23 protein-coding genes are annotated in these 25,723 nt (G+C 49.2%); 13 read left to right on the top strand and 10 right to left on the bottom strand.

The genetic code is table 11. The annotated features are described in order from the left end of the window. The first annotated feature begins 18 nt into the window (after positions 1-18). The 10 genes from amrB to IEW74_RS04365 all read left to right on the top strand — a co-directional run bounded on the left by amrB (position 19) and on the right by IEW74_RS04365 (position 10,763). Entirely contained in the window at positions 19-1,476 is a 1,458-nt protein-coding gene (amrB, locus tag IEW74_RS04320) for an AmmeMemoRadiSam system protein B (RefSeq protein ID WP_188661987.1), read from the top strand. A 30-nt stretch (positions 1,477-1,506) separates the two neighbouring features. Continuing rightward, positions 1,507-2,283, top strand: a complete 777-nt coding sequence (gene cysQ / locus IEW74_RS04325) for a 3'(2'),5'-bisphosphate nucleotidase CysQ (RefSeq protein ID WP_188661990.1) — start codon at positions 1,507-1,509, stop codon at positions 2,281-2,283. 348 nt (positions 2,284-2,631) lie between these two features. Further along, positions 2,632-3,312, top strand: coding sequence for a ubiquinone anaerobic biosynthesis accessory factor UbiT (gene ubiT, locus IEW74_RS04330; RefSeq protein WP_188661992.1), 681 nt, complete (start codon positions 2,632-2,634; stop codon positions 3,310-3,312). Next, positions 3,309-4,301: a ubiquinone anaerobic biosynthesis protein UbiU gene (gene ubiU, locus IEW74_RS04335; protein ID WP_188661994.1), complete on the top strand. Its 993-nt coding sequence runs from the start codon at positions 3,309-3,311 to the stop codon at positions 4,299-4,301. The genes ubiT and ubiU overlap by 4 nt, the downstream gene beginning before the upstream one ends. A gap of 2 nt (positions 4,302-4,303) precedes the next feature. Next, on the top strand, positions 4,304-5,218 hold the full coding sequence (ubiV, locus tag IEW74_RS04340) for a ubiquinone anaerobic biosynthesis protein UbiV (protein WP_188661996.1): 915 nt from the start codon (positions 4,304-4,306) through the stop codon (positions 5,216-5,218). Between the two features lie 92 nt (positions 5,219-5,310). After that, a complete protein-coding gene (locus IEW74_RS04345; protein WP_188661998.1) occupies positions 5,311-6,264 on the top strand; it encodes an L-threonylcarbamoyladenylate synthase in 954 nt (317 codons plus the stop codon). Between the two features lie 29 nt (positions 6,265-6,293). Then, entirely contained in the window at positions 6,294-7,859 is a 1,566-nt protein-coding gene (gene ggt / locus IEW74_RS04350) for a gamma-glutamyltransferase (protein ID WP_188662000.1), read from the top strand. A 3-nt stretch (positions 7,860-7,862) separates the two neighbouring features. Then, complete coding sequence (gene purU, locus IEW74_RS04355) at positions 7,863-8,726, top strand: formyltetrahydrofolate deformylase (protein WP_188662002.1); 864 nt, start codon at positions 7,863-7,865, stop codon at positions 8,724-8,726. A 168-nt stretch (positions 8,727-8,894) separates the two neighbouring features. Further along, positions 8,895-9,590: a Crp/Fnr family transcriptional regulator gene (locus IEW74_RS04360; RefSeq protein WP_188662004.1), complete on the top strand. Its 696-nt coding sequence runs from the start codon at positions 8,895-8,897 to the stop codon at positions 9,588-9,590. Between the two features lie 591 nt (positions 9,591-10,181). Beyond that, complete coding sequence (locus IEW74_RS04365; protein ID WP_188662006.1) at positions 10,182-10,763, top strand: tetratricopeptide repeat protein; 582 nt, start codon at positions 10,182-10,184, stop codon at positions 10,761-10,763. Here the strand turns inward: IEW74_RS04365 and IEW74_RS04370 are convergent. Further along, complete coding sequence (locus tag IEW74_RS04370) at positions 10,751-10,939, bottom strand: hypothetical protein (RefSeq protein ID WP_188662008.1); 189 nt, start codon at positions 10,937-10,939, stop codon at positions 10,751-10,753. The genes IEW74_RS04365 and IEW74_RS04370 overlap by 13 nt on opposite strands. A 72-nt stretch (positions 10,940-11,011) precedes the next feature. Here IEW74_RS04370 and IEW74_RS04375 point away from each other — a divergent pair, with 72 nt between their 5' ends. Then, positions 11,012-11,596: a tetratricopeptide repeat protein gene (locus IEW74_RS04375; protein ID WP_188662011.1), complete on the top strand. Its 585-nt coding sequence runs from the start codon at positions 11,012-11,014 to the stop codon at positions 11,594-11,596. On the opposite strand, the gene IEW74_RS04380 is transcribed toward IEW74_RS04375, so the two are convergent. Next, positions 11,593-13,134 carry a hypothetical protein gene (locus IEW74_RS04380; protein WP_188662013.1) on the bottom strand — a complete coding sequence of 514 codons (1,542 nt, stop codon included), beginning with the start codon at positions 13,132-13,134 and terminating at the stop codon, positions 11,593-11,595. The genes IEW74_RS04375 and IEW74_RS04380 overlap by 4 nt on opposite strands. 329 nt (positions 13,135-13,463) lie before the next feature. Here IEW74_RS04380 and IEW74_RS04385 point away from each other — a divergent pair, with 329 nt between their 5' ends. Further along, positions 13,464-14,744: a mechanosensitive ion channel family protein gene (locus tag IEW74_RS04385; protein WP_188662015.1), complete on the top strand. Its 1,281-nt coding sequence runs from the start codon at positions 13,464-13,466 to the stop codon at positions 14,742-14,744. Positions 14,745-14,820: 76 nt separating this feature from the next. On the opposite strand, the gene gabT is transcribed toward IEW74_RS04385, so the two are convergent. After that, positions 14,821-16,104, bottom strand: coding sequence for a 4-aminobutyrate--2-oxoglutarate transaminase (gene gabT / locus IEW74_RS04390; RefSeq protein ID WP_188662017.1), 1,284 nt, complete (start codon positions 16,102-16,104; stop codon positions 14,821-14,823). A gap of 28 nt (positions 16,105-16,132) precedes the next feature. Next, positions 16,133-17,599, bottom strand: a complete 1,467-nt coding sequence (locus IEW74_RS04395; RefSeq protein ID WP_188662019.1) for an NAD-dependent succinate-semialdehyde dehydrogenase — start codon at positions 17,597-17,599, stop codon at positions 16,133-16,135. Positions 17,600-17,801: 202 nt separating this feature from the next. Between IEW74_RS04395 and IEW74_RS04400 the strand changes: the two genes are divergently transcribed. Beyond that, the gene (locus tag IEW74_RS04400) at positions 17,802-18,353 is read left to right on the top strand and encodes a cupin domain-containing protein (protein WP_188662021.1); all 552 of its coding nucleotides are present in this window, start codon (positions 17,802-17,804) and stop codon (positions 18,351-18,353) included. An 18-nt stretch (positions 18,354-18,371) separates the two neighbouring features. On the opposite strand, the gene IEW74_RS04405 is transcribed toward IEW74_RS04400, so the two are convergent. From IEW74_RS04405 to IEW74_RS04430, 6 genes are all read right to left on the bottom strand, one after another. Next, positions 18,372-19,196, bottom strand: coding sequence for an ABC transporter permease (locus tag IEW74_RS04405; RefSeq protein ID WP_188662023.1), 825 nt, complete (start codon positions 19,194-19,196; stop codon positions 18,372-18,374). Positions 19,197-19,203: 7 nt separating this feature from the next. Beyond that, a complete protein-coding gene (locus tag IEW74_RS04410) occupies positions 19,204-20,478 on the bottom strand; it encodes an ABC transporter permease (protein ID WP_188662025.1) in 1,275 nt (424 codons plus the stop codon). Positions 20,479-20,570: 92 nt separating this feature from the next. Next, positions 20,571-21,617 (bottom strand): ABC transporter substrate-binding protein, encoded by a 1,047-nt coding sequence (locus IEW74_RS04415; protein ID WP_188662027.1) that lies wholly within the window; start codon positions 21,615-21,617, stop codon positions 20,571-20,573. A gap of 90 nt (positions 21,618-21,707) precedes the next feature. After that, the gene (locus tag IEW74_RS04420) at positions 21,708-22,811 is read right to left on the bottom strand and encodes an ABC transporter ATP-binding protein (protein ID WP_188662029.1); all 1,104 of its coding nucleotides are present in this window, start codon (positions 22,809-22,811) and stop codon (positions 21,708-21,710) included. 362 nt (positions 22,812-23,173) lie between these two features. Further along, positions 23,174-24,403 carry a CaiB/BaiF CoA transferase family protein gene (locus IEW74_RS04425; RefSeq protein WP_188662031.1) on the bottom strand — a complete coding sequence of 410 codons (1,230 nt, stop codon included), beginning with the start codon at positions 24,401-24,403 and terminating at the stop codon, positions 23,174-23,176. A gap of 13 nt (positions 24,404-24,416) precedes the next feature. Then, entirely contained in the window at positions 24,417-25,595 is a 1,179-nt protein-coding gene (locus IEW74_RS04430) for an acyl-CoA dehydrogenase (RefSeq protein ID WP_188662033.1), read from the bottom strand. Positions 25,596-25,723: the final 128 nt, after the last annotated feature.

The raw sequence follows: 25,723 nt of genomic DNA on the forward strand, positions 1-25,723 counted from the left end.
TACATAAAGGAAAGCCCAATGGAAACGGTTCGCGCCGCAGCCGTCGCGGGCACTTTTTACCCCGACGACCCTGTTATTTTACGCCAGACGATCAAAGATTTTTTGACCAAAGCCCAATCTGTTCAAGGAAACAACGGCTCAAGCCTTGAGCCCCCCAAAGCCTTAATTGTTCCCCATGCCGGATATGTTTATAGCGGGCCTGTCGCAGCCAGTGCCTACTACCGTTTATTGGCACACAGGCATACGATCACACGGGTCGTACTGCTTGGTCCATGCCACCGTGTCCCCATCGGCGGATTGGCTTTGTCCAGCGCAACATATTTTGAGACTCCCTTAGGTCGCATAAAACTGGATGAAGGTTTGCGCGAAAAAGTCGAAAAGATGCCGCAGGTTTTTACCTTCGACCCAACCCATCAAGATGAACATAGCCTTGAAGTTCATCTGCCGTTTCTGCAATCCATCCTCGCTGACTTTACCTTGCTGCCCCTCGTCGTCGGGCAAGCCTCCCCCACCGAAGTTGCCGATGTTTTGGAAGCCGTCTGGGGCGGGCCGGAAACGCTGATTGTCATCAGTACCGATCTTTCGCATTACCTTGATTACAATGCCTGTCAAAGTCTGGACAATCGAACCGTACAAGCCATTGAAAACTTTGACACCGCCCATATCGACAATAATCAGGCTTGTGGACGTGTTCCTTTAAAAGGTTTGCTGGAAATTGCCAAAATGCGCCATATGGATATCATTACATTGGATGTGCGTAACTCCGGCGATACAGCTGGGTCAAAGGACCGGGTGGTCGGCTATGGGGCATGGGCATTAAGCGGGGGGCATCAAATCAGTGATTACGATGCCTTCGCATTTCGAACCAAGGCTATTTTAAACCGACACGGGGCCACATTGTTACAACTTGCTGCGGCCTCCATCAAACGGGGTTTGACCCATCACGAACCCGTTAAACTTGATCTTGAAAGCTTCCCTGCCAGTTTGAAAGAACCCGGCGCAAGTTTCGTCACGCTGGAAAAAAACGGTGGCAATTTGCGCGGCTGTATCGGTTCTTTACAAGCCCATGCGCCCTTGGCCAAAGACATCGCCGATAATGCTTATAAGGCAGCCTTTCAGGATCCCCGCTTTCATCCCCTCAGTGCAGACGAGTTGAAAGATCTCAGTCTTCATATTTCCATTCTATCCCCGGCATTCCCGATGGAAATCCAGAACGAAGCCGATCTTCTGGAACAATTGCGCCCCAACATTGATGGTCTTATCATACAGGCCGCTGGCAAACGCGCTTTGTTTTTACCCTCCGTTTGGGAAAAACTGCCGGATAAGAAACAATTTTTAACCCATCTTAAAATGAAAGCAGGTCTGCCCGGAAATCATTGGTCTGATGATTTTACAGCATCGCATTTTATTACAGAAAGCATTCATTCTGAATCATTGGACGCGCCGGAAAAATTGTGGCAAGACAACGTCAAATAAACAAACACCCTATTTCTTGGAGTTATTTTTGTGAGTTTCACACTAAATCAAGCGGCAATTGACGAATTGCTCCACATTGCGCGTGTCGCAGGCGATGCGACGATGGAAATTTATCATAGCGATTTTGAAATTTATTCGAAAAAAGATGAATCACCGGTGACAGAGGCCGACCGCAAGGCCGAAGCCATTATCACCCCGGTCTTGCAACAACTGGCACCCGATGTCCCTGTTGTTGCCGAAGAAGCCTTCAGCGCTGGAAGCTCCCCTGACATCGAAGGTAAAATGTTCTGGCTGGTCGATCCGGTCGATGGCACCAAACAATTCATCAACAAACAGGATGAATTCACCGTGAACATTGCCTTGATCGATCAAAACCGCCGCCCGATTTTCGGTGTTGTTCACGCACCCGCACTGAATCGTATGTTCTGGGGCGCGCTGGAATATGGGGCCTTTGTGCGCAATTCGGATGGCGAGGTAAAACCAATTTCTGTTCGCTCCGCGCCAAAGGAAGGCATCGTTGCTGTTGTCAGTCGGTCCCACAAGACCCCCGAAGTCGATGAATTTTTAAAAGATTATACGGTTGCAAAGGAAGTTTCGTCCGGTTCCTCCATCAAATTCTGTCAGGTTGCAGAAGGAACGGCCGATCTTTATCCGCGTTTCGGCCCGACAATGGAATGGGATACAGGTGCCGGGCATGCTGTTGTCTTAGGGGCCGGTGGATCGGTCGTCACCCCTGACGGAGATGAATTTTTGTATGGAAAACCCGGTTTTAAAAACGGTTTCTTCATTGCCAAAGGCAAAGAATAATGGCCTGCTATAGGCATTATTTTTTTAAGTTCAAGTCTTGTTAAAAAACTAAAAAAACGGCAGTATACAAGGCATACAGAGAATGTTCTTTGTAGTGACCCGACACTTACAGGGCCATGATTTAGCCGCCGTATTTCCTGTACGGTGACTGCAGCGAAGGTCGCAACCGCGGGCGGTTTTTCGCAAGAATGCAGATATGAGAATTTAGGGCCGGTGGCAATTGCCTGACCGGCCCTTTTCCGTTTATTCCCTTCAAATATGAACGCCACTTGCCTCAGGTCAATTTTTAATCAGGGAACATAGGGTAAGACATCCCAAAGATTATCTCGCAAAATTGAGGCCCCCCTGATGACGTCACACAAAAAGGGTCCTGTTGCGCCGTTATCTCCGGTTCTTTTGGCCGGAATTGCTGCACGACCCCTGCCGCATAAATTGCTGCAACCTGCCTTTAACGCAGCGATCAAACAGATGCACCGCCAGCACCCGGATGTATTTGACCGTCTGAAATCGGTCAATTCCCCACGATTTTTAATCGACCCGGTGGACCTGCCCTTTTCCTTTGTTATGGATACATTGGCAGAAGACCCCACCCTTGAAATCGTTGATAGCGACACGGACGAACGCGAACTTTACACCCAAGCCGCCATTCGCGGTCCGCTTTTGTTATTGATCGAACTGCTAGAAGGCCGCATTGACGGTGATGCACTTTTCTTCTCGCGCGATCTGGTCGTTGAAGGCGATACCGAGGCTGTCCTTGCCTTGCGCAACGCGGTTGATGGTGCCGATATTGATGTTCATAACGATCTGCTCGCCTTTTTCGGCCCCTTGGCAAAACCTGCCGATTTAGCCGCGCAAGCCGCCGGTAATATTTTCAAACGCTTCACCCGCGATCTGGAAACCTTAAGCCGTGCGACACTCGCCCCTTTACAACGCAAGTGCGATGCGCAGGCTGCCACCATCGAAGAACTTGAAACAACTGTAAACGCCCTGAAAAAACAGGTGCGTCGTCGCTCTGGAAAAACAGCATGAAGACCGAAAAACTTGAACTCGTCTGCCCGGCAGGTACACCGGCGGCCTTACGCGCTGCCGTCGATGCCGGTGCAGACACCGTCTATTGCGGCTTTCGCGATGCCACCAATGCCCGAAACTTTCCGGGGTTGAACTTTTCACGCGAAGAACTGGGCGAAGGCATAGAATACGCCCGCTCGCATGGCTCCAAAGTTCTTGTGGCCCTCAACACCTATCCCGAAGCAGGCAACCCCGATCCTTGGCACAAGGCGGTGGAAGATGCTGCCGACCTCGGTGCGCATGCCCTGATCATGGCCGATCTTGGCTTATTGGCCTATGCCGCAGAAAAACGCCCGGATACCCGCCGCCATTTATCCGTACAGGCGTCCGCCTCCAACCCGGATGCGATCAACTATTATAAAAACACATTTGATGTAAAACGCGTTGTTTTGCCCCGCGTCCTGACCGTGCCGGAAATTGCAGCCCTGAACCGTGAAATCGATGTGGAAACCGAAGTTTTCGTTTTTGGTGGTTTGTGCGTTATGGCCGAAGGGCGTTGTTCGCTGTCGTCTTACGCCACCGGACAATCCCCGAACATGAACGGCGTTTGTTCACCCGCCAGCCATGTGCGTTATGAGGACAAAGGCAATAAAATGGTCTCCAAACTGGGGGACTTCACCATCAACAGTTTTAAAGAGTCTGAAGCCGCCGGATATCCGACCTTGTGCAAAGGGCGCTTCGTTACGCAGGACAAGGCTTCTTACCTGTTTGAAGATCCGACCAGTTTGAACGCCGCGCAATATCTGCCCGAATTGATGGAAGCCGGCGTCACCGCCCTGAAGATCGAAGGCCGCCAACGCGGCAAAGCCTATATCGCACAAGTGGTCGCAGCTTTCCGCAAAGCCGCAGATGCCGCCGCCAACGGCGAAGCCGTTCCACCCTTGGGACTGGAACGCATCACCGAAGGACAACGCGAAACCACCGGCGCTTATAACAAGAGATGGCAATAAAAATGACCACAACACATTTAAATATGGGCCCCTGCCTGTTCAACTGGGCGCCTGAGAAACTGAAAGATTTTTACTTCCGCGTTGCCGACGAAGCCCCGGTTGATACCGTCTTTTTGGGTGAAGTCGTCTGTTCCAAACGTCAACCGTTTTTTGCGCCGGAAATTCCCGAAGTGGCCGAACGTTTGATGAATGCGGGCAAACGGGTGATTTTCTCCACCCTCGCCCTTGTGATGACCAAACGCGAAATGGCCCTCGTGCGCGAAATGTGCGAGATGGAAGGCATGATGATCGAGGCCAACGACCTGTCGGCCTGCGCACAACTTTCCGGTACAGACCACGCCCTTGGCCCCTTCATCAATATCTATAACGAAGGCACGTTGAAAGTCATGGAACAACAGGGCGCAAAACATATCTCGCTGCCCGGTGAACTGTCTCGACATTCCCTCAGCGCCCTTGCAAAGGTTGCAACAGCAGATTTGGAAGTTCAGATTTTCGGGCGCTTGCCCTTGGCCTTGTCTGCACGCTGTTATCATGCCCGTTCCCACGGTTTAGCCAAAGATTCCTGCCAATATGTCTGTGACAAAGACCCGGACGGTATGGATTTGGATACATTGGATGGTGATCCGTTTTTGGCGGTCAACGGCATTCAAACCATGTCTTATACCTGCGCTAATCTGGTCGGCGAACTGGATGACCTGCAAAATATGGGCATCAACCATTTCCGACTATCTCCACATGATACCGATATGGTTGAAGTCGCCAAAATCTACCGCGATGTTCTGGACAACAAACTGGAACCGATCGAAGCCACCGAAAAGCTCGATGGTCTTATGGACGGTATCCCGTTCGCCAACGGCTTCTACTACGCCACCGAAGGCGCCAAGGCCAAAGGTGCCATTGCGGACTTCGGCCTTTAAGGCGACTTGTCACTGGGACGGGAAAAGACGGTTTCAGAGTCGTCGTCTTTTCCCTTCCCTTTTCGCCGTCTTCGCGCTATTGAGGCGGGGTTATGAGTGAAGCTGATCGTATATTCAAACCAACTGCTGATATGATTGTCAAAGCCGGCTGCATTATTCGTGCAGGCGGGTTGGTGGCTTTTCCAACAGAAACAGTTTATGGACTGGGCGCGGATGCAACCTCGGAAAGTGCGGTGGCCTCTATTTTTGCCGCCAAGGAACGTCCGAGCTTTAACCCCCTGATTGTCCATGTGCCGGATATGGAAACAGCGCGCAAGTTGGTCGAGTTCACCGAACAGGGGGAAAAACTGGCACATGCTTTTTGGCCCGGTGCCTTAACACTGGTTTTACCACGCAAAAAAGACAGCGGCCTGTCTCTGTTGGTCAGTGCAGGACTGGATACGGTTGCCATTCGTATGCCCAATCATCCAATTGCCACTGAATTGTTAAAGGCATCAGGTAAACCCATTGCGGCACCAAGTGCCAACCGATCCGGTCAAATTTCACCAACCCAAGCCAGCCACGTTGCCCAATCCTTGCCGGGTAAGGTCGATATGATTTTAGATGGCGGGCCTTGTGCCGTTGGTCTGGAATCCACCGTGGTTGACGCCTGTGGGCAACAAGTCGGTTTCTTGCGCCCCGGTGGTATTTCCGTGGAAGAACTGGAACAAATTGTCGGCCCGTTGATTTTTCCCGATGATGCCCCAGATGCCCCCAAATCCCCCGGTATGCTGACCAGTCATTATGCCCCAACCCTGCCCATGCGCCTGAATGTAAACGAGATTGAAGACGGTGAAATTCTGTTAGGATTCGGCCCTGATTGTGAAAAAGCCACGTTAAATCTCAGCCCTTCAGGCAATCTTAACGAAGCGGCGGCTAATCTCTTTGCCATGATGCGGGAACTGGATCGCGATGGCTTTACACGCATGGCGGTTTCACCCATTCCCCAAGACGGCCTTGGTCTTGCCATAAATGATCGGTTAAAAAGAGCAGCAGCACCCAGATAATTCAAAACAGGGGTTGAGGGGAAAACCACATGGGGAAAACAAACGGCGCGATTGCCGCAGGACATCCACAAACCGCCAAGGCTGGCGCCTTGATGCTGGAAGAAGGCGGCAATGCCTTTGACGCCATTCTTGCCTGCATGTGTGCCTCCTGCATCACCGAGCCTGTCTTATCTTCTTTTGGCGGTGGTGGTTTTTTGCTGGCACATGCCCATGACAGCGATCCCGTTTTGTATGATTTTTTCACGCAGACCCCAAAAAAGCGCAAAGACAACCCTGATTTCTATCCCATTCTTGCCGATTTCGGCACCGTCACACAGGAATTCCATATCGGGCGCGGCTCCATTGCCACCCCCGGCGTGGTCAAAGGATTATTTGACGCCCACAAAGATCTGGGCAGCCTGCCTATAGACGTGGTGCTTGCCCCGGCCATTGATCTGGCGCGAAACGGCGTTCAGGTCAACGCCATGCAAGCCAGCATTTTTGATATTGTCGAAGCAATCTTCATGGCATCTGATGACAGCAAAACCCTTTACGGCAGTCCCAATCACAGCGGACATTTGCTGCGTGAAGGCGAGATCCAATATAACCCGGACAGCGCCACCTTTTTGGAAAGCCTCGCCAAAGAAGGCAGTGATCTATTTTATCAAGGTGATATTGCCAAATTGATTGAAACCGACTGTTGGGATCATGGCGGGCATCTGAGCCTTGGCGACCTGCGCGATTATCGAGTTTACAAACGCAAACCGCTACGCGTGGATTACAATCGCTCCCATTTCTACACCAATCCAGCGCCATCCACCGGCGGATTGCTCATCGCCTTTGCCCTGGAACTGATCAAGACTGCGGGTCTACGTGATCTTGCCTTTGGCTCCAAAGATCATATTGAACGTCTCAGTCAAATCATGGCCCTGACCAACAAGGCGCGGCTGGATGCGGCCCTCGCTGACGGTGCCGATCAGGCCCAGCTTGAAATGCTGGATCAAAGTTTCTTGCAAACCTATCGCCAACATATTCTGGGTCGCCCCAGTGCGCTACGCGGTACCACGCATATAAGTGCCATTGACAAATTCGGCAATGCCGCCTCCCTGACCGTTTCCAATGGGGAAGGGTGCGGTCATATCCTGCCCGGTACCGGCGTGATGTTGAACAATATGCTGGGCGAAGAAGATATCAATCCGCATGGGTTTAACCAATGGCCGCAAGATGTGCGTATGGCCTCCATGATGTCGCCAACGCTTTTGTTGCGCGATGATGGGATCAATGTTGCGTTGGGCTCCGGTGGGTCCAACCGGATCCGCACGGCCGTCTTGCAGGTTCTGGTCAATCTTCTGGAATTTAACATGTCACTGGAACAGGCGGTCACTGCCCCACGCCTGCATTATGAACGCGGATTATTGAATATCGAACCCGGATTTGATCCTTTCGCCTTAAAAGACTTGGGCGATCACGTTCCACACTATAAAGTCTGGGAAAAACAAAACCTCTTTTTTGGTGGCGTACATTCTGTACGGGCCAACTTGGAAACGGGCCGTTTCGACGGTGTCGGGGATTCCCGGCGCGGCGGGGCGGCCATTATTATTGATGAGAGCATGTAAGTTATGAATGCGCAAAATAAAAAATATATTCTGACCATTTCCTGTCCCGACCATACCGGCATTGTGGCACAGGTTTCCGGCTTTCTCGCCGATCAAGACGCCTTTATTAACGAGTCTGCCCATTTTGGCGATTCCGTATCCGATCGTTTTTTCATGCGGACTGTCTTTACCCCCGGCCCCTATACCCCCGATGCGTTTGAGCTGGCGAAAAATTTCTCACGCGTGGCAGAACGTTTTCAAATGGTCTGGGGCATCCATGACGCCAACCGCAAACAACGGTTGTTGGTTCTTGTTTCCAAGTTCGATCACTGTCTCAACGATCTGTTATATCGTTATCGCACCGGGGAATTAAATGCCGACATCCCGGCGATTGTGTCCAACCACCCCGACCTGGAAGAATTGGCGCAATGGCATGACATCCCGTTTTATCACATGCCCGTCACCAAAGACACCAAGGATGAACAGGAAGAAGCCGTCTGGGATTTGATCCAAAATCTGGAAATTGATCTGGTTGTTCTAGCGCGCTATATGCAAATTTTATCGCCGCGCATGTGTGAAAAACTACGCGGGCGTTGCATCAACATCCACCATTCATTCTTACCCAGCTTCAAAGGGGCAAACCCGTACCGTCAGGCCCATGAACGCGGTGTCAAACTGATCGGAGCAACCGCCCATTACGTCACCGGTGATCTGGACGAAGGACCGATTATTGAACAGGCGGTCGAACGCGTTGACCATACCTTCACACCGGAAAAGTTAAAAGCGGTGGGGCGCGACATCGAAAACGGCGTTCTTTCACGTGCCGTGCGTGCCCATGTAGAACATCGTATTTTGATGAATGGCATGAAAACAGTCGTTTTTAAATAAGCCACCCTAATAATTTTAATCCATCATTATATTAAGCTGAATAACTTCATATGAAGTTGATTTGAATCGGAACCGAATCTTTTTTTGATTCGCTTCCGATTCAATCCCCTGTTGCGCTGTTGCGTAAATCCCGGCACAATAAAAACATATAAAAAACAAAGGTTCGTCATGGTGAACGTTCAGAACACACTGGCTAACATAAATCTGCTTGAGGGTTTATCTGAAGATATTGTCGAGGCATTGAACAAACAATGCCGTTGGAAATGGTTCGACGCCCAAGAACAGATCATCGACCGGCAGGCGGAAAGCACCGATGTGTTTTTCATCGTACAAGGTCGCGTGCGCATTATCATCTATACCGTTGGTGGTAAGGAAATCACCTTGGATGATTTTACCGAGGGCAAACAATTTGGTGAAATGGCCGCTATCGACAGCCTGCCCCGTTCTGCCAGTGTTATGGCCGTTGAACGCTCTTTGCTCGCGGCCATGCCGCAATCGCGGTTTATGGAACTGCTGACCGGACACCCCGTTGTGGCTGCGCGTGTTTTAAAAAACATGGCCCATATCATTCGGATTTCCAACGAACGTATTATGGACTTGTCCACATTGGGGGCCGCCAACCGGGTCCATGCTGAAATTTTACGCCAAGCCCGTGAAAATATGGTCGATGACGATGAGGCCTTTATTTCCCCCATGCCCATACATGGCGATATCGGATCGCGCGTCAGCTCGACCCGCGAAACCGTTGCTCGTGTGATGAACGATCTCGCGCGCAAAGGCTTTGTTGAACGTAAGAAAAACGGCCTGAAAGTCACCAACATCGCTGCCCTCAGCCAAATGGTCGAAGACGTGCGCGGCGACTGATCCCCTGAAAACCACAACTCGTGCTTCCCATTTAAGCGATAATTTAAAGTTTTTTTCAATCTGTGACCCCTATCACAGACCTTTAAACTTCGTTAAGGCATTCTTATATGTATCAAAGAGACATAGAATGCAGCAAACGTCCTCCACCCAAGGACATTACGAGAGCAGCTGCAAGCTTGTTTCCAAGAGAACTTTTTCATTCCCGAGACTTTAAGCCACACTTCCCCTTGTGTGGCTTTTTTTTGCGCTGTTTTCCTGACATTTTTATGAAAAACACCCCTCCTGTGATACCCGTCACAGCCACGCGCAAAGGATGCAGGCATTATCTTCTTCATAGCCGGGACTGGTGCGTCACATCTGTGATGTTAACGCGGCTATTACCTACACCAGTCCATTCGTTATCCCTCAAGAGTATACTTAACCCCGCAAGCATTTGTTTGCGGGGCTTTTTTTATGGAAACTTACTACTGTGGGCTCAAGGACTTTAAAATTTATTGGAGATGAAATAAAAAACACACCCCACAATTCTCCATGAAAAACGGCTCAAAGCCTGTCATAGTGACTTGAGAACCACGCGTTAAGGGATCGTTTATGAAAATCGTTTTGTTTTTGTTCAGCCTGCTGCTTGTCAGCCCCGCATTTTCACAAAGTGTCGAGGATGGATATGCGGCCTATGATGACGGAGATTATGAAAAAGCAAAATCCATTTTTCATGCTTTGGCAGAACAAGGCGACGCGAAAGCAATGAATGCAATCGGTTTACTCTATAGTTGGGGAAAAGCTTATCCCCATAATAGAAAAATCGCATGTGACTGGTATGAAAAAGCCGCCAATAAGGATTTTCTTAGTGCAAAATATAATTTTGCTAGATGTTTCGAAGTAGATGGCGGCCGCAAACGTAGTGTAAAAAAGCAATTAGAATGGCTTACAAAGGCAGCCCATAAAGGCCATAAACCTTCACAAATTGCTCTTATGATGTTTTATGCAGACACAAATCAAGATCTCTCAAAAGAATGGGGCCAAAAAGCCGTTGTTTCAGGCAGTATTTATGCCCTCGTTTCCATGTGGGAAATGGGTTACGACTATATTGGCCCCGAACCGACATTTAGACAGATTGCTTGCGTTTACACCATGAATATCATGTTGAAAAAACAGACAAATTATTGTGAATAATCTCTCTCCATATCATCACGTTCATAAGTCCTCTCCACAATCCCCTTCGGGCCAATCGACCATGCCTCATTCAGAGCCGCATCACCGATCATCTGAAGCTGTTGTGGGGTCATTTTTTTCATGTCGGTTCCGAAGCGTTTAACCAGCATTTCGTTGACCTTCTTTAATCCATCCAAACAGGTTTTCTCATGAAAAACAGCTCAAAGCCTGTCATAGTGATCTGAGAACCTCGCTTTAAGGGACAGTTTATGAAAGTTGTTTTGTTTTTGTTCAGCCTGCTGCTTGCCAGCCCCGCGTTTGCGCAAAGTGTCGAGGACGGATATACGGCCTATGATGACGGGGATTATGAAAAAGCAAAATCCATTTTTCATGCTCTGGCAGAAAAAGGCAATGCGAAAGCGATGAATGCGATTGGTTTACTTTATAGTTGGGGAAAAGCTTATCCTCACAATAGAAAAGTCGCATGTGATTGGTATGAAAAAGCGGCACATTTAGGCTATAGCTCCGCACAAAATAATTTTGGCCTTTGTTTTGATGATGAAGGAGGCAGAAATAAAAGTGCCAAAAATTTTATTTATTGGCTTACTAAAGCTGCAGAACAATCACACATTGGCGCACAACTCTCTCTTGGCACGTGGTACCTTAAAACCAATGAAGAAAAGGCAATCTATTGGACAAAAAAGGCTGCTGCACAAAATAGTACAACAGCCCGGGTCAATCTTTGGCTTTTTGACAAAGAGCAAGATATTTCGCCCGTTTCTTTTCTAGAAATTACCTGTGTTTTCACAAAGGTTTATTTACTGAAACTTGGCAATCATAGTTGTGATAATTAACGATATTCTCCTTTTTTCAATACACTCTCCACAATCCCCTTCGGGCCAATCGACCATGCCTCATTCAGAGCCGCATCACCGATCATCTGAAGCTGTTGCGGGGTCATTTTTTTCAGATCTGTTCCGAAACGTTTAACCAGCATTTCGTTTACCTTTTTCAATCCGCCTTTCGTTACGCCTTTACCAAACATACTGGTCAGTCCGGTAAGGGCAGCGCCAATGCGTTGTCCTTTTAACGACACCCCTGCCTTGGCAAGCTGGCTTGCCGTCTCCCCCGCAGATTGAAGGGAGACCACAGGGGCTAGCGGCGGTAAAAAGGACCCGGCCTTTACAAGGCCTTTCCCGATCTTTTGTGTCGATCGAATACCTTCTGCCCCTTGATACCCTGCCGGGACCCGATCGCGGATTTCTTTCATTTTTTTTTCAAAGGCCTCGTAATCCGGCTCGTTCCCCATCAAAAGATCCAGCCCTACCCCCACTTGTGCACCGGCCTCTAAAAACGGTTGGGTGACGGCTTCCCCAACATAGGAGCCTGCGCCGCCTTCACGCCCGGCAACGATGGCATTGCGCGTCACTTCGGCGCGTTCATGCGGTTTCTGGTCGGGGCGGCGGTTGATATGTATTTTTTTCATATAGGCATGATAGGCCGCACGATCTGCTTGAGGTAACCGATTAAAAGCATCTGCATCATGTTCCAAAAGGTTTTGCATCTCCTGAAATGACAAATCCGGAACTGGGGACTCTGGATTTTTACGTTTATATTCTTCCCGATCACGTTGTTCGCTTTGCAGGTCCCATGTCCGTTCCGGGTTATTTTCTTCCCACTCATGCGCCTCCCCTGCCTTGGGCTGATGAAATGCACGAACCTCCTGCGGTTTGATCACGGGTTTAATCGGTCGCATTTGCCCGCTCGTGTCATATTCCACATCACCGGGATAAGCCCGTTCAAATTCCCCCTGCACATGCTTTAAATACGCCTTGTCCTTTTTTTGATAAAGTGGGTGGTTCATTAAATTCTGCAAGGCATGCTGTGTTGTTTTTGCCTTTTGATTTTCGCCAACCTGTTGCCACATTTTATCGGTCTGAGCCTTCGATATTTTTGGCAACTGCGGTGTCTTTTCCGATGCCTCCCCCAATTCTGTTACCGGGGTACTTTTAGGCTTTGCCCCAAAAGAAGCACTGGCCTGAAAAGATTGATCGCCCGTCTTTTTCACGGTCACATTTGACGGCAAAGAATCATCCGCTTTTTTCGGTAAAGAGGCCGGGGCCGATGTCCTTTGTTTCAAGGCATCCGATAACGCTTTTTCCGTTGGACCACCTGCATTGATCACACCATCCGGCTTTAACCCATTGGCATCCTGAAACGCTTTAACCCGGTTGGGCAATGCAAACTCACTTTCCCCATTTTGACCAAAATATCCTAAACTGGAAAGCGCGTTATCGGTATTAATCGCATCCGGCGATGTCTCTGGGCTATCAGGTGTATAACCATCACCGATGGAAAAGAATTCAGACATCTCATTGAAAAAACTAAACATTATATATCCTCACGTGGTTGTAAAAGTTGCAAGCCGCTTTGGGGCAGACATAAAAAAAGCCACGTCTCGAATTGATCGAAACATGGCTGTGCAACAAATAGAAAACGGAAGAAACGCTTTGATCGCACTTCTCCCGTTGACTGAAGCTATATTAACCTGAACTCACCAAATAAGTCAAGAACAAAAAGAGAACATGCTGCAATTACGCTTTCTTGCACGGACCTCTACCCTTAGGGGCTTTCTTTTATGATTTGATCGGCTTATGTCATAATCAGGGTATATCCCTGTTAAAGTTGAAATATATTGTATGATCTCGTACAAGAGTCTCTATGGAACATATCACGACATCAATCGACCAACTCATCCAGCTGTATCGTGAAAACCATTATGTCGCCAATTTTGCGGCCTTGGTTTTTTTGACGGTCCTTGCAACCTTTGCCAATTTTGTGGTCAAGCGCCTGTTGCTGCGGGTCATCTTTAAGATTTTGAGCCTGACCAAATACGGGCATGATCGCGATATTATGGAACATAATGTCATTGCGCGATTGGCCAATGTGGTTCCGGCCCTGATTGTCATTATGGGGATTTCCCTCATCCCGGATATCCCTGATCAGCTTAATATCATTGTGCGCAATGTGGCCTCGGCCTTTATTATCCTGACCATCGCCTTGGCACTGGGGGAGGCTTTGGTCGTTGCCAACGCGCTTTACCAACGCCGCCCTGACGCTGCCAACAAACCGATAAAAGGGTATTTGCAGGTCATCAAAATCGCCATTTACGTGATTGCTGCCATTCTCATTGTCGCAGCCTTGATCGACAAATCGCCCTTGATCCTTCTGTCCGGTTTGGGTGCAATGGCCGCAGTTTTGATGTTGGTCTTTCAGGATACGTTGTTATCCTTGGTTGCCAGCGTTCAAATCTCATCCAGCGATATGGTGCGCGTCGGCGATTGGATTGAAATGCCCGAACTGCGCGCCGATGGCAATGTCATTGACGTGGCCTTACATACGGTCAAAGTTCAAAACTGGGATAAAACCATTACCACCCTGCCGACACGCCGCCTTGTCAGCGAACCGTTTAAAAACTGGCGCGGCATGCAGGAGTCCGGTGGGCGGCGTATTAAGCGGGCCTTATATCTGGATCAAAACAGCATTCATTTCCTGAAAGAGGATGAAAAAGACCACCTCAGGAAATTCACTTTGCTATCTGAGTATCTGGACAATAAAGACAAAGAACTCACCCAATGGAATGCCAAACTCGGTGAAAACAATCACGATCCGGTCAACACCCGCCGCCTGACCAATGTGGGCACCTTTCGGGCCTATGTTCTGCGCTATCTGGAAAGTCACGATAAAATCAGAAACGACATGACCATGCTGGTCCGCCAACTGGCACCGGGATCGGATGGTTTGCCGCTGGAGATTTATTGTTTCACGAACACAACCGCATGGGCCTCTTACGAAGATATCCAGTCCGATATTATCGACCATCTTTATGCGGTTCTGCCCGAATTCGGCCTGCAAGCTTATCAACAGCCCAGTGGTCGGGATTTACAAAAGATCGGCTTTGGCATACAGGCGTTGGAAAACGTCCCCGCGCGAGTTGAGTAACATGCCTTTCCTTTAAACAAAAAAATGCCTGCAACGGGTGGTCCGTTGCAGGCAAGTTTTAGCAGCACGGGAGTTTCTAGGAGAGGGCTGCTACCAAAGATTCTTCTAAAATATTCAATCCTTCTTCCAAGATCGCATCGCTAACGGTCAAAGGAACAAGAACGCGAACCACGTTGCCGTATGTCCCGCAGGACAGCAGGATCAAACCGCGTTTTTCCGCTTCTGCCAGCAGGGCTTTGGTTAGATCGGCATCCGGTGTTTTTGCCGCACGGTCTTTGACCAGCTCCATCGCGACCATTGCGCCCAGACCACGCACATCACCGATGCAGTCAAACTTGGCTTCTGCCATTGCCTTGAAACGGCCTTGAATTTTATCACCAAGAGCCACGGCACGTTCGCACAGTTTTTCTTCCTCGATTACCTCAATCGCAGCCAACGCTGCCGCACATGCCGGGGGGAAACCCGCATAGGTACCGCCAAGGCCACCGGGATGAACCGCATCCATCACATCGGCACGACCAACAACCGCAGACAGCGGGAAACCACCGGCCAGACTTTTTGCCAAGGTCATCATATCAGGGATAATGCCCGCATATTCTGTAGCAAACATTTTGCCTGTACGGGCAAAGCCTGTCTGAATTTCGTCACAAATCAACAAAATGCCATGTTCATCGGCAATTTTACGCAAGGCCTGCATAAATTCTGCCGGAACAGGATTGAAACCACCTTCGCCCTGAACGGGTTCAATAATGAAAGCCGCGACACGAGCGGGGTCAATGTCGGAACGGAACAATTCTTCCAGACCCGCAATGGCTTCTTCAATATCGCAACCACGATATCCGCCGGGGAATGGTGCGTGATAGAGTTCTGTCGGGAAGGGTGCAAAACCTTTTTTATAAGGTGTCACCTTACCGGTCAGTCCCATTCCCAACAAGGTGCGACCGTGAAACGCACCATTAAACGCGATAACCGCCGGACGCCCAGTATAAGAACGCGCTATTTTAATCGCATTTTCCACAGCTTCGGCACCCGTTGAAACCAACATGGATTTCTTGGCATGATCACCCGGTGTAATTTCATTTAATTTTTCTGCCAACTCGACATACTTGTCATACATGGCAACATGGAAACAGGTATGGGTAAAACGGTCCATCTGTTCTTTGGCAGCTGCCATGACTTTGGGGTTACAATGACCTGTATTCAACACAGCAATCCCGCTGGCAAAATCGACATAGCGTTTACCTTCCACATCCCACAATTCCGCGTTATCTGCACGTTGTGTGAAAATAGAGGTCAAATTGCCGACCCCTTGCGGGATAGCCTTAAGGCGACGATCTTTCAAATCAGATGAGAGAGACATATTTTTATTTCCTTTCCATTCCCAAAGATCAGCGGTCAATCCCGCCGAGACACAGGTATTTAACTTCGATAAAATCATCGAGACCGTATTTGGAGCCTTCCCGACCGATACCGGATTCTTTTACACCACCAAACGGGGCAGCTTCGGTTGAGATAATGCCTTCGTTGATTCCGACAATGCCATATTCCAAACCTTCAGAAACACGCCAAACACGCCCGATATCACGGGCGTAAAAATAAGCGGCCAGTCCATAAGGTGTATCGTTTGCCGCGCGGATGACTTCTTCTTCGCTTTCAAATTTATAAAGCGGGGCCACGGGGCCGAAAATCTCTTCGCTGGCAATGCGCATATCGCCTGTGACGCCTGTCAAAATAGTTGGTTGGAAGAACGTCCCGCCCAAGGCATGACGCGCCCCGCCAGTCACAACCGTCGCGCCTTTTTCCTGTGCGTCTCGGACCAGACCTTCCACCTTTGTAACAGCTGCTTCGTTGATCAACGGACCTTGGGTCACCCCAGCATCCACACCGTTGCCGACCTGCATTTTTTCAACGGCTTCAGCCAGTTTGGCGGCAAAGGCATCATAGACACCGGCCTGAACATAAAGACGGTTTGCACAGACACAGGTTTGGCCTGCATTGCGATATTTGGACGCCATCGCCCCGGCAACAGCCGCATCCAGATCGGCATCATCAAAGACGATGAACGGTGCATTACCGCCCAATTCCAAAGAAACCTTCTTGACCTGATCTGCACATTGTTTCATCAACAATTTGCCAACCGGTGTAGAGCCTGTGAAAGACAGTTTTTTCACAATCGGGTTCGATGTCATTTCCCCACCGATTGCTGCCGCATTGGCTTTGCACCCTGTGACAACGTTAAAGACCCCCTTTGGCATGCCCGCGCGTTCAGCCAGTTCGGCCAAAGCCAATGCAGAAAGCGGTGTATCTTCGCCCGGTTTGACCACAACGGTGCAACCTGCCGCCAAGGCGGGCGCCACCTTGCGTGTAATCATCGCATTGGGGAAGTTCCACGGTGTAATGGCCGCAACAACACCGATCGGTTGTTTTAAAACCGTGATGCGTTTGTCTGCACCATGAGACGGGATCACATCGCCGTACATCCGTTTGCCTTCTTCGGCAAACCATTCCACAAAGGATGCCCCATAAATGACTTCACCACGGGCTTCAGCCAAGGGTTTTCCCTGTTCGGCCGTCATAAGCTGGGCGAGGTCTTCCTGATTTTCCAAAATCAGGTCGAACCATTTACGCAAAATATTGGCGCGTTCTTTGGCGATCAAGGACTTCCACGGACCAAATGCACGATCAGCGGCTTCAATGGCCTGACGTGTTTCCACAGCCCCCATATCGGCCACACTCGCCAGCTTGTCCCCGGTTGCAGGGTTTAAAACATCAAATGTCTGTGCCTGCACGCTCTGCACCCACGCACCATCGATATAACCATCGGTCTTGAATAAACCTTGATCCGCCAATTTCATTTGCATCTCCATTACAAGGTGTGCCGTTTATTTTTTCTACTCAAACTAGACACAAATTAGTTAAATATTAAACACCACAGTAGCACGTTTATTTTTTTAAACAAGAGGCTTTATTTGTTTATTATTTTCCTTTTATAATCGAACAACTTGTTCAAAACGCTACCGTTTAACAAGCGAAAGGCTAAACAGGAGAAGATAGACTATGGATGATTTCGATCTTGGGCAACGCTTGCGCCAAGTCCGCAGCGAACACAAGCTTTCCCAACGGGAACTGGCACGCCGTGCCGGTGTAACAAACGGGACAATTTCCCTGATCGAAAAAAACCAAAACAGCCCTTCCGTCTCCATGTTGCGTAAAATCCTGGAAGGCATTCCAATGGATTTATCCGACTTTTTTGCCACCGAAGCGCACCCGAACGACAAAGTCTTTTTCAAACCTGACGAACTGCGCGAACTCAGCACCAGCAAGAATCTTTCTTTCTTACAAGTCGGCGATGCCAAACGCTACAACCTGCAAATTCTTTGTGAAACCTACGAACCCGGTGCCGATACCGGTAAAACCATGCTGCGTCATAATTCCACCGAAGGCGGGATTGTGATCAGCGGCTGTGTCGAACTGACGGTCGGTGATCAAAAACGGGTTTTACGTAAAGGGGAGTCCTATCTGTTTGACAGCACCGTCCCCCACCGTTTTCATAATACAAGCAATGAACCCTGTGAGGTTATCAGCGCCTGTACACCGCCCTACATCTGATTTGCAGGCTCCCTTTCCTTAAGACGCTCCGTTCAGTTTTTCCGAACGACGACGCAGATATTCCAGAACCGTCAACAAGGCAAAGGCAAACACAATCAACAAGGTTGCCGCCGCCATAATCGCCGGTGTGATATTTTCCTTAATGCCGTCAAACATCTGGCGCGGCAATGTGCGTTGTTCCGGTCCTGCACTGAACAACACGACAACAACTTCGTCAAACGAGGTGGCAAAGGCAAACAATGCACCGGACACCACCCCCGGCAAAATCAACGGCAAAACAACCGTGAAGAAAACCGTGACCGGATTGGCCCCCAGACTGGCAGCCGCACGGATCATATTATTGTCAAACCCTTGCAAAGTCGCCGTTACGGTAATAACCACAAAGGGTGCGCCCAAGGCAGTGTGCGCCAAAATCAGCCCTGTGTAGGTCGCATTCAATCCCAGCTCGGCAAAGAAGAAATAAAGCCCCAATGCAGAGATTACAATCGGCACGATCATTGGTGAAACCAACAAGGCATTGACCGCACCTTTCCCTCTGAAATCGGTTCGCGTCAGACCCATCGCCGCCAGCGTCCCCAGCACAGTTGCAAAAAAGGCAGAAGCCGCACCAATCATCAAACTGTTTTGAATGGCATTGACCCAAACATCAGAGGTAAAGACCTCTTCATACCAGCGAAAAGAAAACCCACTGAGCGGATAGCTCAAGAAACTGGTTGAATTAAACGACAGCGGAATAATGACCAGAATAGGCAGGACCAGAAACAACAGCCCCCCTCCAGCAATCGTCAGGAACGTATAATGCCAGATTTTCTGGCCGGTTGTGGCGTATGGTTGTAACTGCATGATTAAATCACCCCATTTTCACGCCGGACGCACCGGTCAGTCGGTTATAGATGGTAAAGAGTATCAATGTTGAGCCAAGCAGGATCATCCCCAACGCCGAGGCCAAGCCCCAGTTCAACGTGCTGTTGGCGTGGTTGGCAATGAAATAGCTGAGCATCTGATCTTGGGGACCACCGATCAAGGCAGGCGTAATATAGTAACCAATGGCCAGAATAAAGGCCAAGACCCCACCAGCCCCGATCCCGGGCAGTGTTTGCGGCAAATACACCCGGACAAACGCAACAGCGGGATGTGCGCCTAGACTTTCTGCGGCCCGCATATAACCCGGTGAAATGGATTTCATCACACTGTAAAGCGGCAAAATCACAAAGGGCAGCAACAAGTGGATAAAACCAATGTATACCCCCGGTCTGGCAAACAGCAAGGTCAATGGTTCATCAATCAGGCCCAAATTCATGAGAGAACTGTTTACGATCCCGTTCTTTTGCAGCAGGACAACCCATGCACTTGTGCGCACCAGCAAAGATGTCCAGAACGGCAGCAACACACAGAACATTAACGTGTTGGACACTTTTGAAGACGTATTGGCCAGCAGATAGGCAATCGGAAAACCCAGTAACAAGCTGATAACCGTAACGACACCGGCAATCCAGATGGTGCGCCAGAAGATATTCACATAAATCGCCTGACCTTCAGATACGTTTACAATGTCACCCTTATCATCAATCTTCTTATCAACCGCGCTCAACAGGTAAAACGGCGTCAGGGAACCCGATGCCCGTTTCAAGGCATTCCAGTATTTTTCCTGTTTCCAGCGTTTGTCCGCTTTCACAAATGTATCCAGTGTCGCATCAACGGGCACATGGCTTTTGAATTTACGAGCCGTGCGCATAATTAAAGATCGCATGCCCGAAACATCATAATTCAAGCGCTTGCCGACAGTGGCTGCCGTCTTGTCATGGTAAGCCTGCACCAGATCCGTTGCAAAAATTGCCGTCAAGGTTTGCGGCGGCATGCCTTCACCCGACCATTTATCCAGCTCGACCTTGGTGTTGGGCAGATAAGAAACCACTTCCGGGTTATCGATAGAGCGCACAAGCATAATACCGATCGGAATGGCAAAAATGAGCAAGGTGAAAATAAACAAAGGTGCAATAAGCGCCATTGCACGAATTTTCTTCATCCGCTCAGCGCGTCTGAGCTTTACCTTAAGAGGAAGGCCATTTTCCTCCTGAGGCAAAACATCCGATTGCGATGCTGTTAAGGCAGGTGCCTGATCCATTGTTCTTTACCGCTTCGTTAGGGTGGACAATTTGGCTCAATCAAAAAAGGTAAAGAGAGAGGGAGGCTCCCCCTCTCTTTACCACCGGGTGCTTATTTCGCAGCCCAGGAATTGAAACGTTCGTTGAGTTCGTCTTCAAAATCAATCCAGAACTCTGTATCGTTTGCCAAGGCGTTTTTCAGGTTGGCTTCAGCAGTCGGCAACTGATTGCCAAGGGCTTCGGGCAACGCTGCAATCGCACCTTTGTTGGTCACACCGTAAGGAATACCTTCCGGGAACTTCGCCTGGTTGTCTTTAGCAGATGCAAAGGCAACAAAATCAAAGGCTTTATCTTTGTTTTCCGACCCTTTGACGACAGCCCAGCTATCAACTGCATAGATTTGACCATCCCAAGAGATCTGGAAGTTTTTGCCTTCTTTATTGGCATTCGTGATACGGCCATTATAGGCTGTTGTCATCACAACATCACCAGATGCCAGCCATTCCGGCGGCTGCGCACCAGCTTCCCACCACTGGATATGTTCTTTTAATGCATCCAGTTTGGCAAAAGCGCGTTTTTGACCTTCCGGTGTTCCCAGAACTTCATAAACGTCACCGGGGGCAACGCCATCCGCCATCAAAGCGATTTCCAGATTAAACTTGGCGCCTTTACGCATGCCGCGCTTACCTTCGAATTTCTTTACATCCCAGAAATCCGCCCAGCTTTTCGGGCCGTCTTTCAGAACATCGCCATCATAAGCCAATGCGATGGACCAAACGTAAGAACCAACGCCGCAATCACTAACCGCTGCGTCGATGAAATCATCTTTTTTACCGATTTTGTCCCACGCCATCGGTTCGAACAAACCATTCTCACAACCGCGCAGCAGTTCTGGTGCTTCAACCAGCAAAGCATCCCAAGTAACGGATTTTGTATCAACCATTGCCTTGATCTTTGCCAAACCGCCATTATAGCTGTCTTCCGTCAAAGCAACGCCGGATTTTTTGGAAAACGGATCGAAATAAACATTACGATGGACTTCCTGCGACGCACCGCCCCAACCGACAACGGTCAGGTCACGTGCTTGTGCATTTACGGACAGACCGGCCACAAGTGCACCGGCAGCAATCGTAACAGAAAGCAATTTTTTTACAGACATGAAGTTCCCTTTCTCTTCATTTGACAGGGTGATTAAAGGGTGAATACGGTCATTCATAACAAAGGCCCTCGACCGCCCCACCTTCCCAAATTAAGCCGATGCGGGGTCTAGTGCCCGACAGTCATCAGCTGAAAAGCCCACATAGAGCTTATGTCCCGGATTCAAATCCGCATGGATGTTTCCGGCTCGCACCATAGCGCGAAAATCTTTTTGCCCCCCGACATCAAGGGCAACACGAACATGGTTTCCGTGATAGATCGTCTCAATCACAGTTGCTTCAAATACATTGGCAAAATCGGGTTTGACATCATTCAGTTGAACCCGTTCCGGGCGCAAGGAAACAGCCGTTTGCACCCCGGCCCCATGCCCGGCGACATTTTGCGCTGTGATCTTAACCCCATTGGGTAATTGCACAGCACAGGCCTGATTGTCAGAAGAGACAATCTCGCCACACAAGGTATTTGTTTCCCCGATAAAGTTCGCCACAAAACTGTTTTGCGGACATTCATAAAGCGTTGCCGGATCATCAATCTGTTGAATAATCCCGTCATTGAACACCGCCACCCGGTCAGACATGGTCAAGGCTTCATCCTGATCATGGGTCACAAACACCATTGTCACACCAAGGCTTTCATGGATATGCTTGATCTCGATCTGCATTTGCTCACGCAGTTTTTTATCCAACGCACCCAAAGGTTCATCCATCAAAACCAGTTGCGGTTCAAATACCAAAGAACGCGCCAGTGCAACACGTTGTTGCTGCCCACCGGAGAGCTGACCGGGACGGCGTTCACCAAATTCCCCAAGTTGCACCATGTCGAGCGCACGTTGCGCCTTTGCCTTGGCATCGGTCTTGTTCATTTTGCGAACCGTCAGGGGAAAGGCCACATTTTCCACGACACTCATATGCGGGAACAGGGCGTAGTTTTGAAAGACAACCCCGATATCACGCTTATGCGGGGGCACATTGTTAATGGCATTGCCTTGCAGCAAAATGTTCCCATGCGTTGGTGTTTCAAAACCCGCCAACATCATCAAACAGGTACTTTTGCCTGATCCACTTGGCCCCAGCAGCGTTAAAAACTCGCCGCGCTTAATATCTAGGTTCAGGTTCTTTACAACCAGATTTTCACCATCATAGGTCTTTTGCACATTTACAAAACGAACCAATGGATCATTCGCGCTTGCCGTCATTACTCAACGTACCCCTTAATCGGATTTATCCTCAAAAGCAGTGCCTTTTCTGTTATATTGTTTTTATTAAGTGAAAAGGCTTCCACTTCCCGTTTAATCATTTTGCAAATCAGAACACAGAACGTTTATTATTTCAATACACAATTCTTAAAAATGTCATATTTTTTGTGCATCTTTTTTTACTGCACAAAAAACAGGCAAAGACCATCGCCTTTGCCTGCTTATTGTTCTGTAAAAGCCTGCATTTCAATCGTTCAAATCCCACTTTTCTGCGTTCTTTGAAGCTAAAACCAATACAGAGACACCCCATCCCCGCATTCCCTTTTTATGATTCCTGACGCCTTGCGCCTGCCCCGACAAATCTACTGTTGAACGATTCCCCGCTCTGCCAGCTTGGTAATATCATCCTCGCTCAACGATAGAACGCTTTTCAGCACGTCTTTGGTATCTGCCGCCAAAACCGGTGGCGCATTACGATACTCAACAGGACTGTTTGAAAACTTCAACGGGGACCCGACACTCGGCACCTTACCCGCCACAGGATGATCAAGCTCAACCTTCATGTCACGCGCTTGTACTTGTGGGTCGGCAAATACACGATCAATCGTATTGATCGGCCCACATGGGACATGGGCTGTTTCCAATTGCGAAATCCACCAGTCCAGCTCATCCTTGACTATGCGTTCGCGCAAGATGGGCACCAACTCGTCCCGATATTTAACCCGGGAGGCATTGGTGGTGAACCGTTCATCTTCCGCCAGTTCCGCCATACCAGCGACTTTGCAAAACTTGGCAAATTGATTGTCATTGCCCACAGCCAAAATCATATGGCCATCCGATGTTGCAAACGCCTGATACGGCACAATATTGGGATGCGCGTTCCCCATCAATCCGGGGGCATTGCCACTGGCGAGATAATTCATCGCCTGATTGGCAAGGGTTGCCACCTGAACATCCAGCAACGCAAGATCGACGTGTTGGCCTTCACCTGTGCGATCACGGTGTGCAAGCGCGGCTTGCACACCAATGACAGCATAAAGCCCGGTCATTACGTCGGACAAAGCCACGCCGACTTTTACCGGACCAGCCTCAGGCCCATTGCCAGGTTGGCCGGTGACACTCATCAAGCCGCCCATACCCTGAATTAGAAAATCATAACCCGCCCGATTGGCATACGGACCCGTTTGTCCAAACCCGGTAATTGAACAATAAACCAGATCGGGCTTTATTTTTTTAAGACTGTCATAATCGAGGCCGTATTTCTTCAGGCCACCGACTTTGAAATTTTCAATCACCACATCACAATGGGCGACCAGATCACGGATCAGGGCTTGCCCGTCCGGTGCAGCCATATCAATGGCAACAGATCGCTTGTTGCGGTTTGCCGACATATAATAAGCCGCATCGCGGGTATCGTTGCCGTCTTCATCCTTGATATAGGGTGGCCCCCATTGACGGGTATCATCCCCGACTTGCGGGCGTTCGATTTTAATAATCTCTGCCCCCAAATCGCCCAGCGTCTGACTGGCCCAAGGGCCAGCCAGAATACGAGACAGATCAAGAACGCGAATATGTGAAAGTGGTCCGCTCATCTAAGCTCTCTTCTTAAAAGAATGCTTGCAGGCCTGTTTGGGCACGTCCCAAAATCAAGCGGTGAATATCGTACGTTCCTTCGTAGGTATTGACGGTTTCCAAGTTCACCATGTGGCGGATGACGTGGAACTCGTCAGAAATACCGTTGCCGCCGTGCATATCACGCGCCATTCGGGCGATTTCCAAAGACTTGTTCACATTGTTACTCTTGATGATCGAGATATTTTCGACCGCACAATTATCTTCATCCATCAAACGACCAACACGCAAGGCAGCTTGCAAACCCAAGGTAATTTCAACCTGCATGGTTGCAAGTTTGTTCTGGAACAATTGGTTCTGCGCCAACGGACGATTAAATTGTTTGCGATCAAGACCGTATTGACGCGCGGCATGCCAGCAATATTCCGCTGCACCCAACGCACCCCACGCAATACCGTAGCGCGCCTTATTCAAGCAACCGAACGGACCGGCAAGACCTTGGACATTGGGCAGCAGGTTTTCATCCGGTACAAACGCGTTATCGAGAACGATTTCACCGGTGATGGATGCGCGCAGACTCATTTTACCTTCGATCTTCGGTGTTGAGAAACCTTCCGTACCGCGTTCAACAACAAAACCACGGATCACACCGTCCAGTTTTGCCCATACAACCGCAATATCGGCGATGGGGGAGTTGGTGATCCACATCTTGTTCCCCGTCAACAGGTAACCGCCATCCACTTTTTCAGCGCGTGTTTTCATGCTGCCCGGGTCAGAACCATGATCCGGTTCCGTCAAACCGAAACAACCGACCATTTCACCCGTTGCCAGTTTCGGCAGATATTTTTTGCGCTGTTCTTCGCAACCATATGCGTAAATCGGGTGCATCACCAAAGAAGACTGCACACTCATTGCAGAACGATAACCGGAATCAACACGTTCAACTTCACGACCGATCAGACCGTAACAAACGTTGCTCATACCCGCACAACCGTATTCTTCAGGAATGGTACAACCCAGCAAGCCCAGTTCGCCAAATTCATTCATAATTTCACGATCGAATGTTTCGTTTCGATTGGCTTCCAGAATACGCGGCATCAATTTGTCGTCGCAGAATGCACGAGCACTGTCACGTACCATGCGTTCTTCTTCTGTCAGTTGATCGTCAAACAGGAACGGGTCTTCCCACTTAAAAGATACCTTGGCGGCCATAAACTTTTCCTCAAAATTGGTTAAATCACTTAATCATTCATTTAAATGATGATAAATTAAAATAAAAGCGATGTTTTTTCATGATTTCATTCATTTTATGAATGATAATATTCAAAGGCTTTCAAAAC

Source organism: Terasakiella brassicae, from assembly GCF_014641495.1.
Taxonomy (GTDB): domain Bacteria; phylum Pseudomonadota; class Alphaproteobacteria; order Rhodospirillales; family Terasakiellaceae; genus Terasakiella; species Terasakiella brassicae.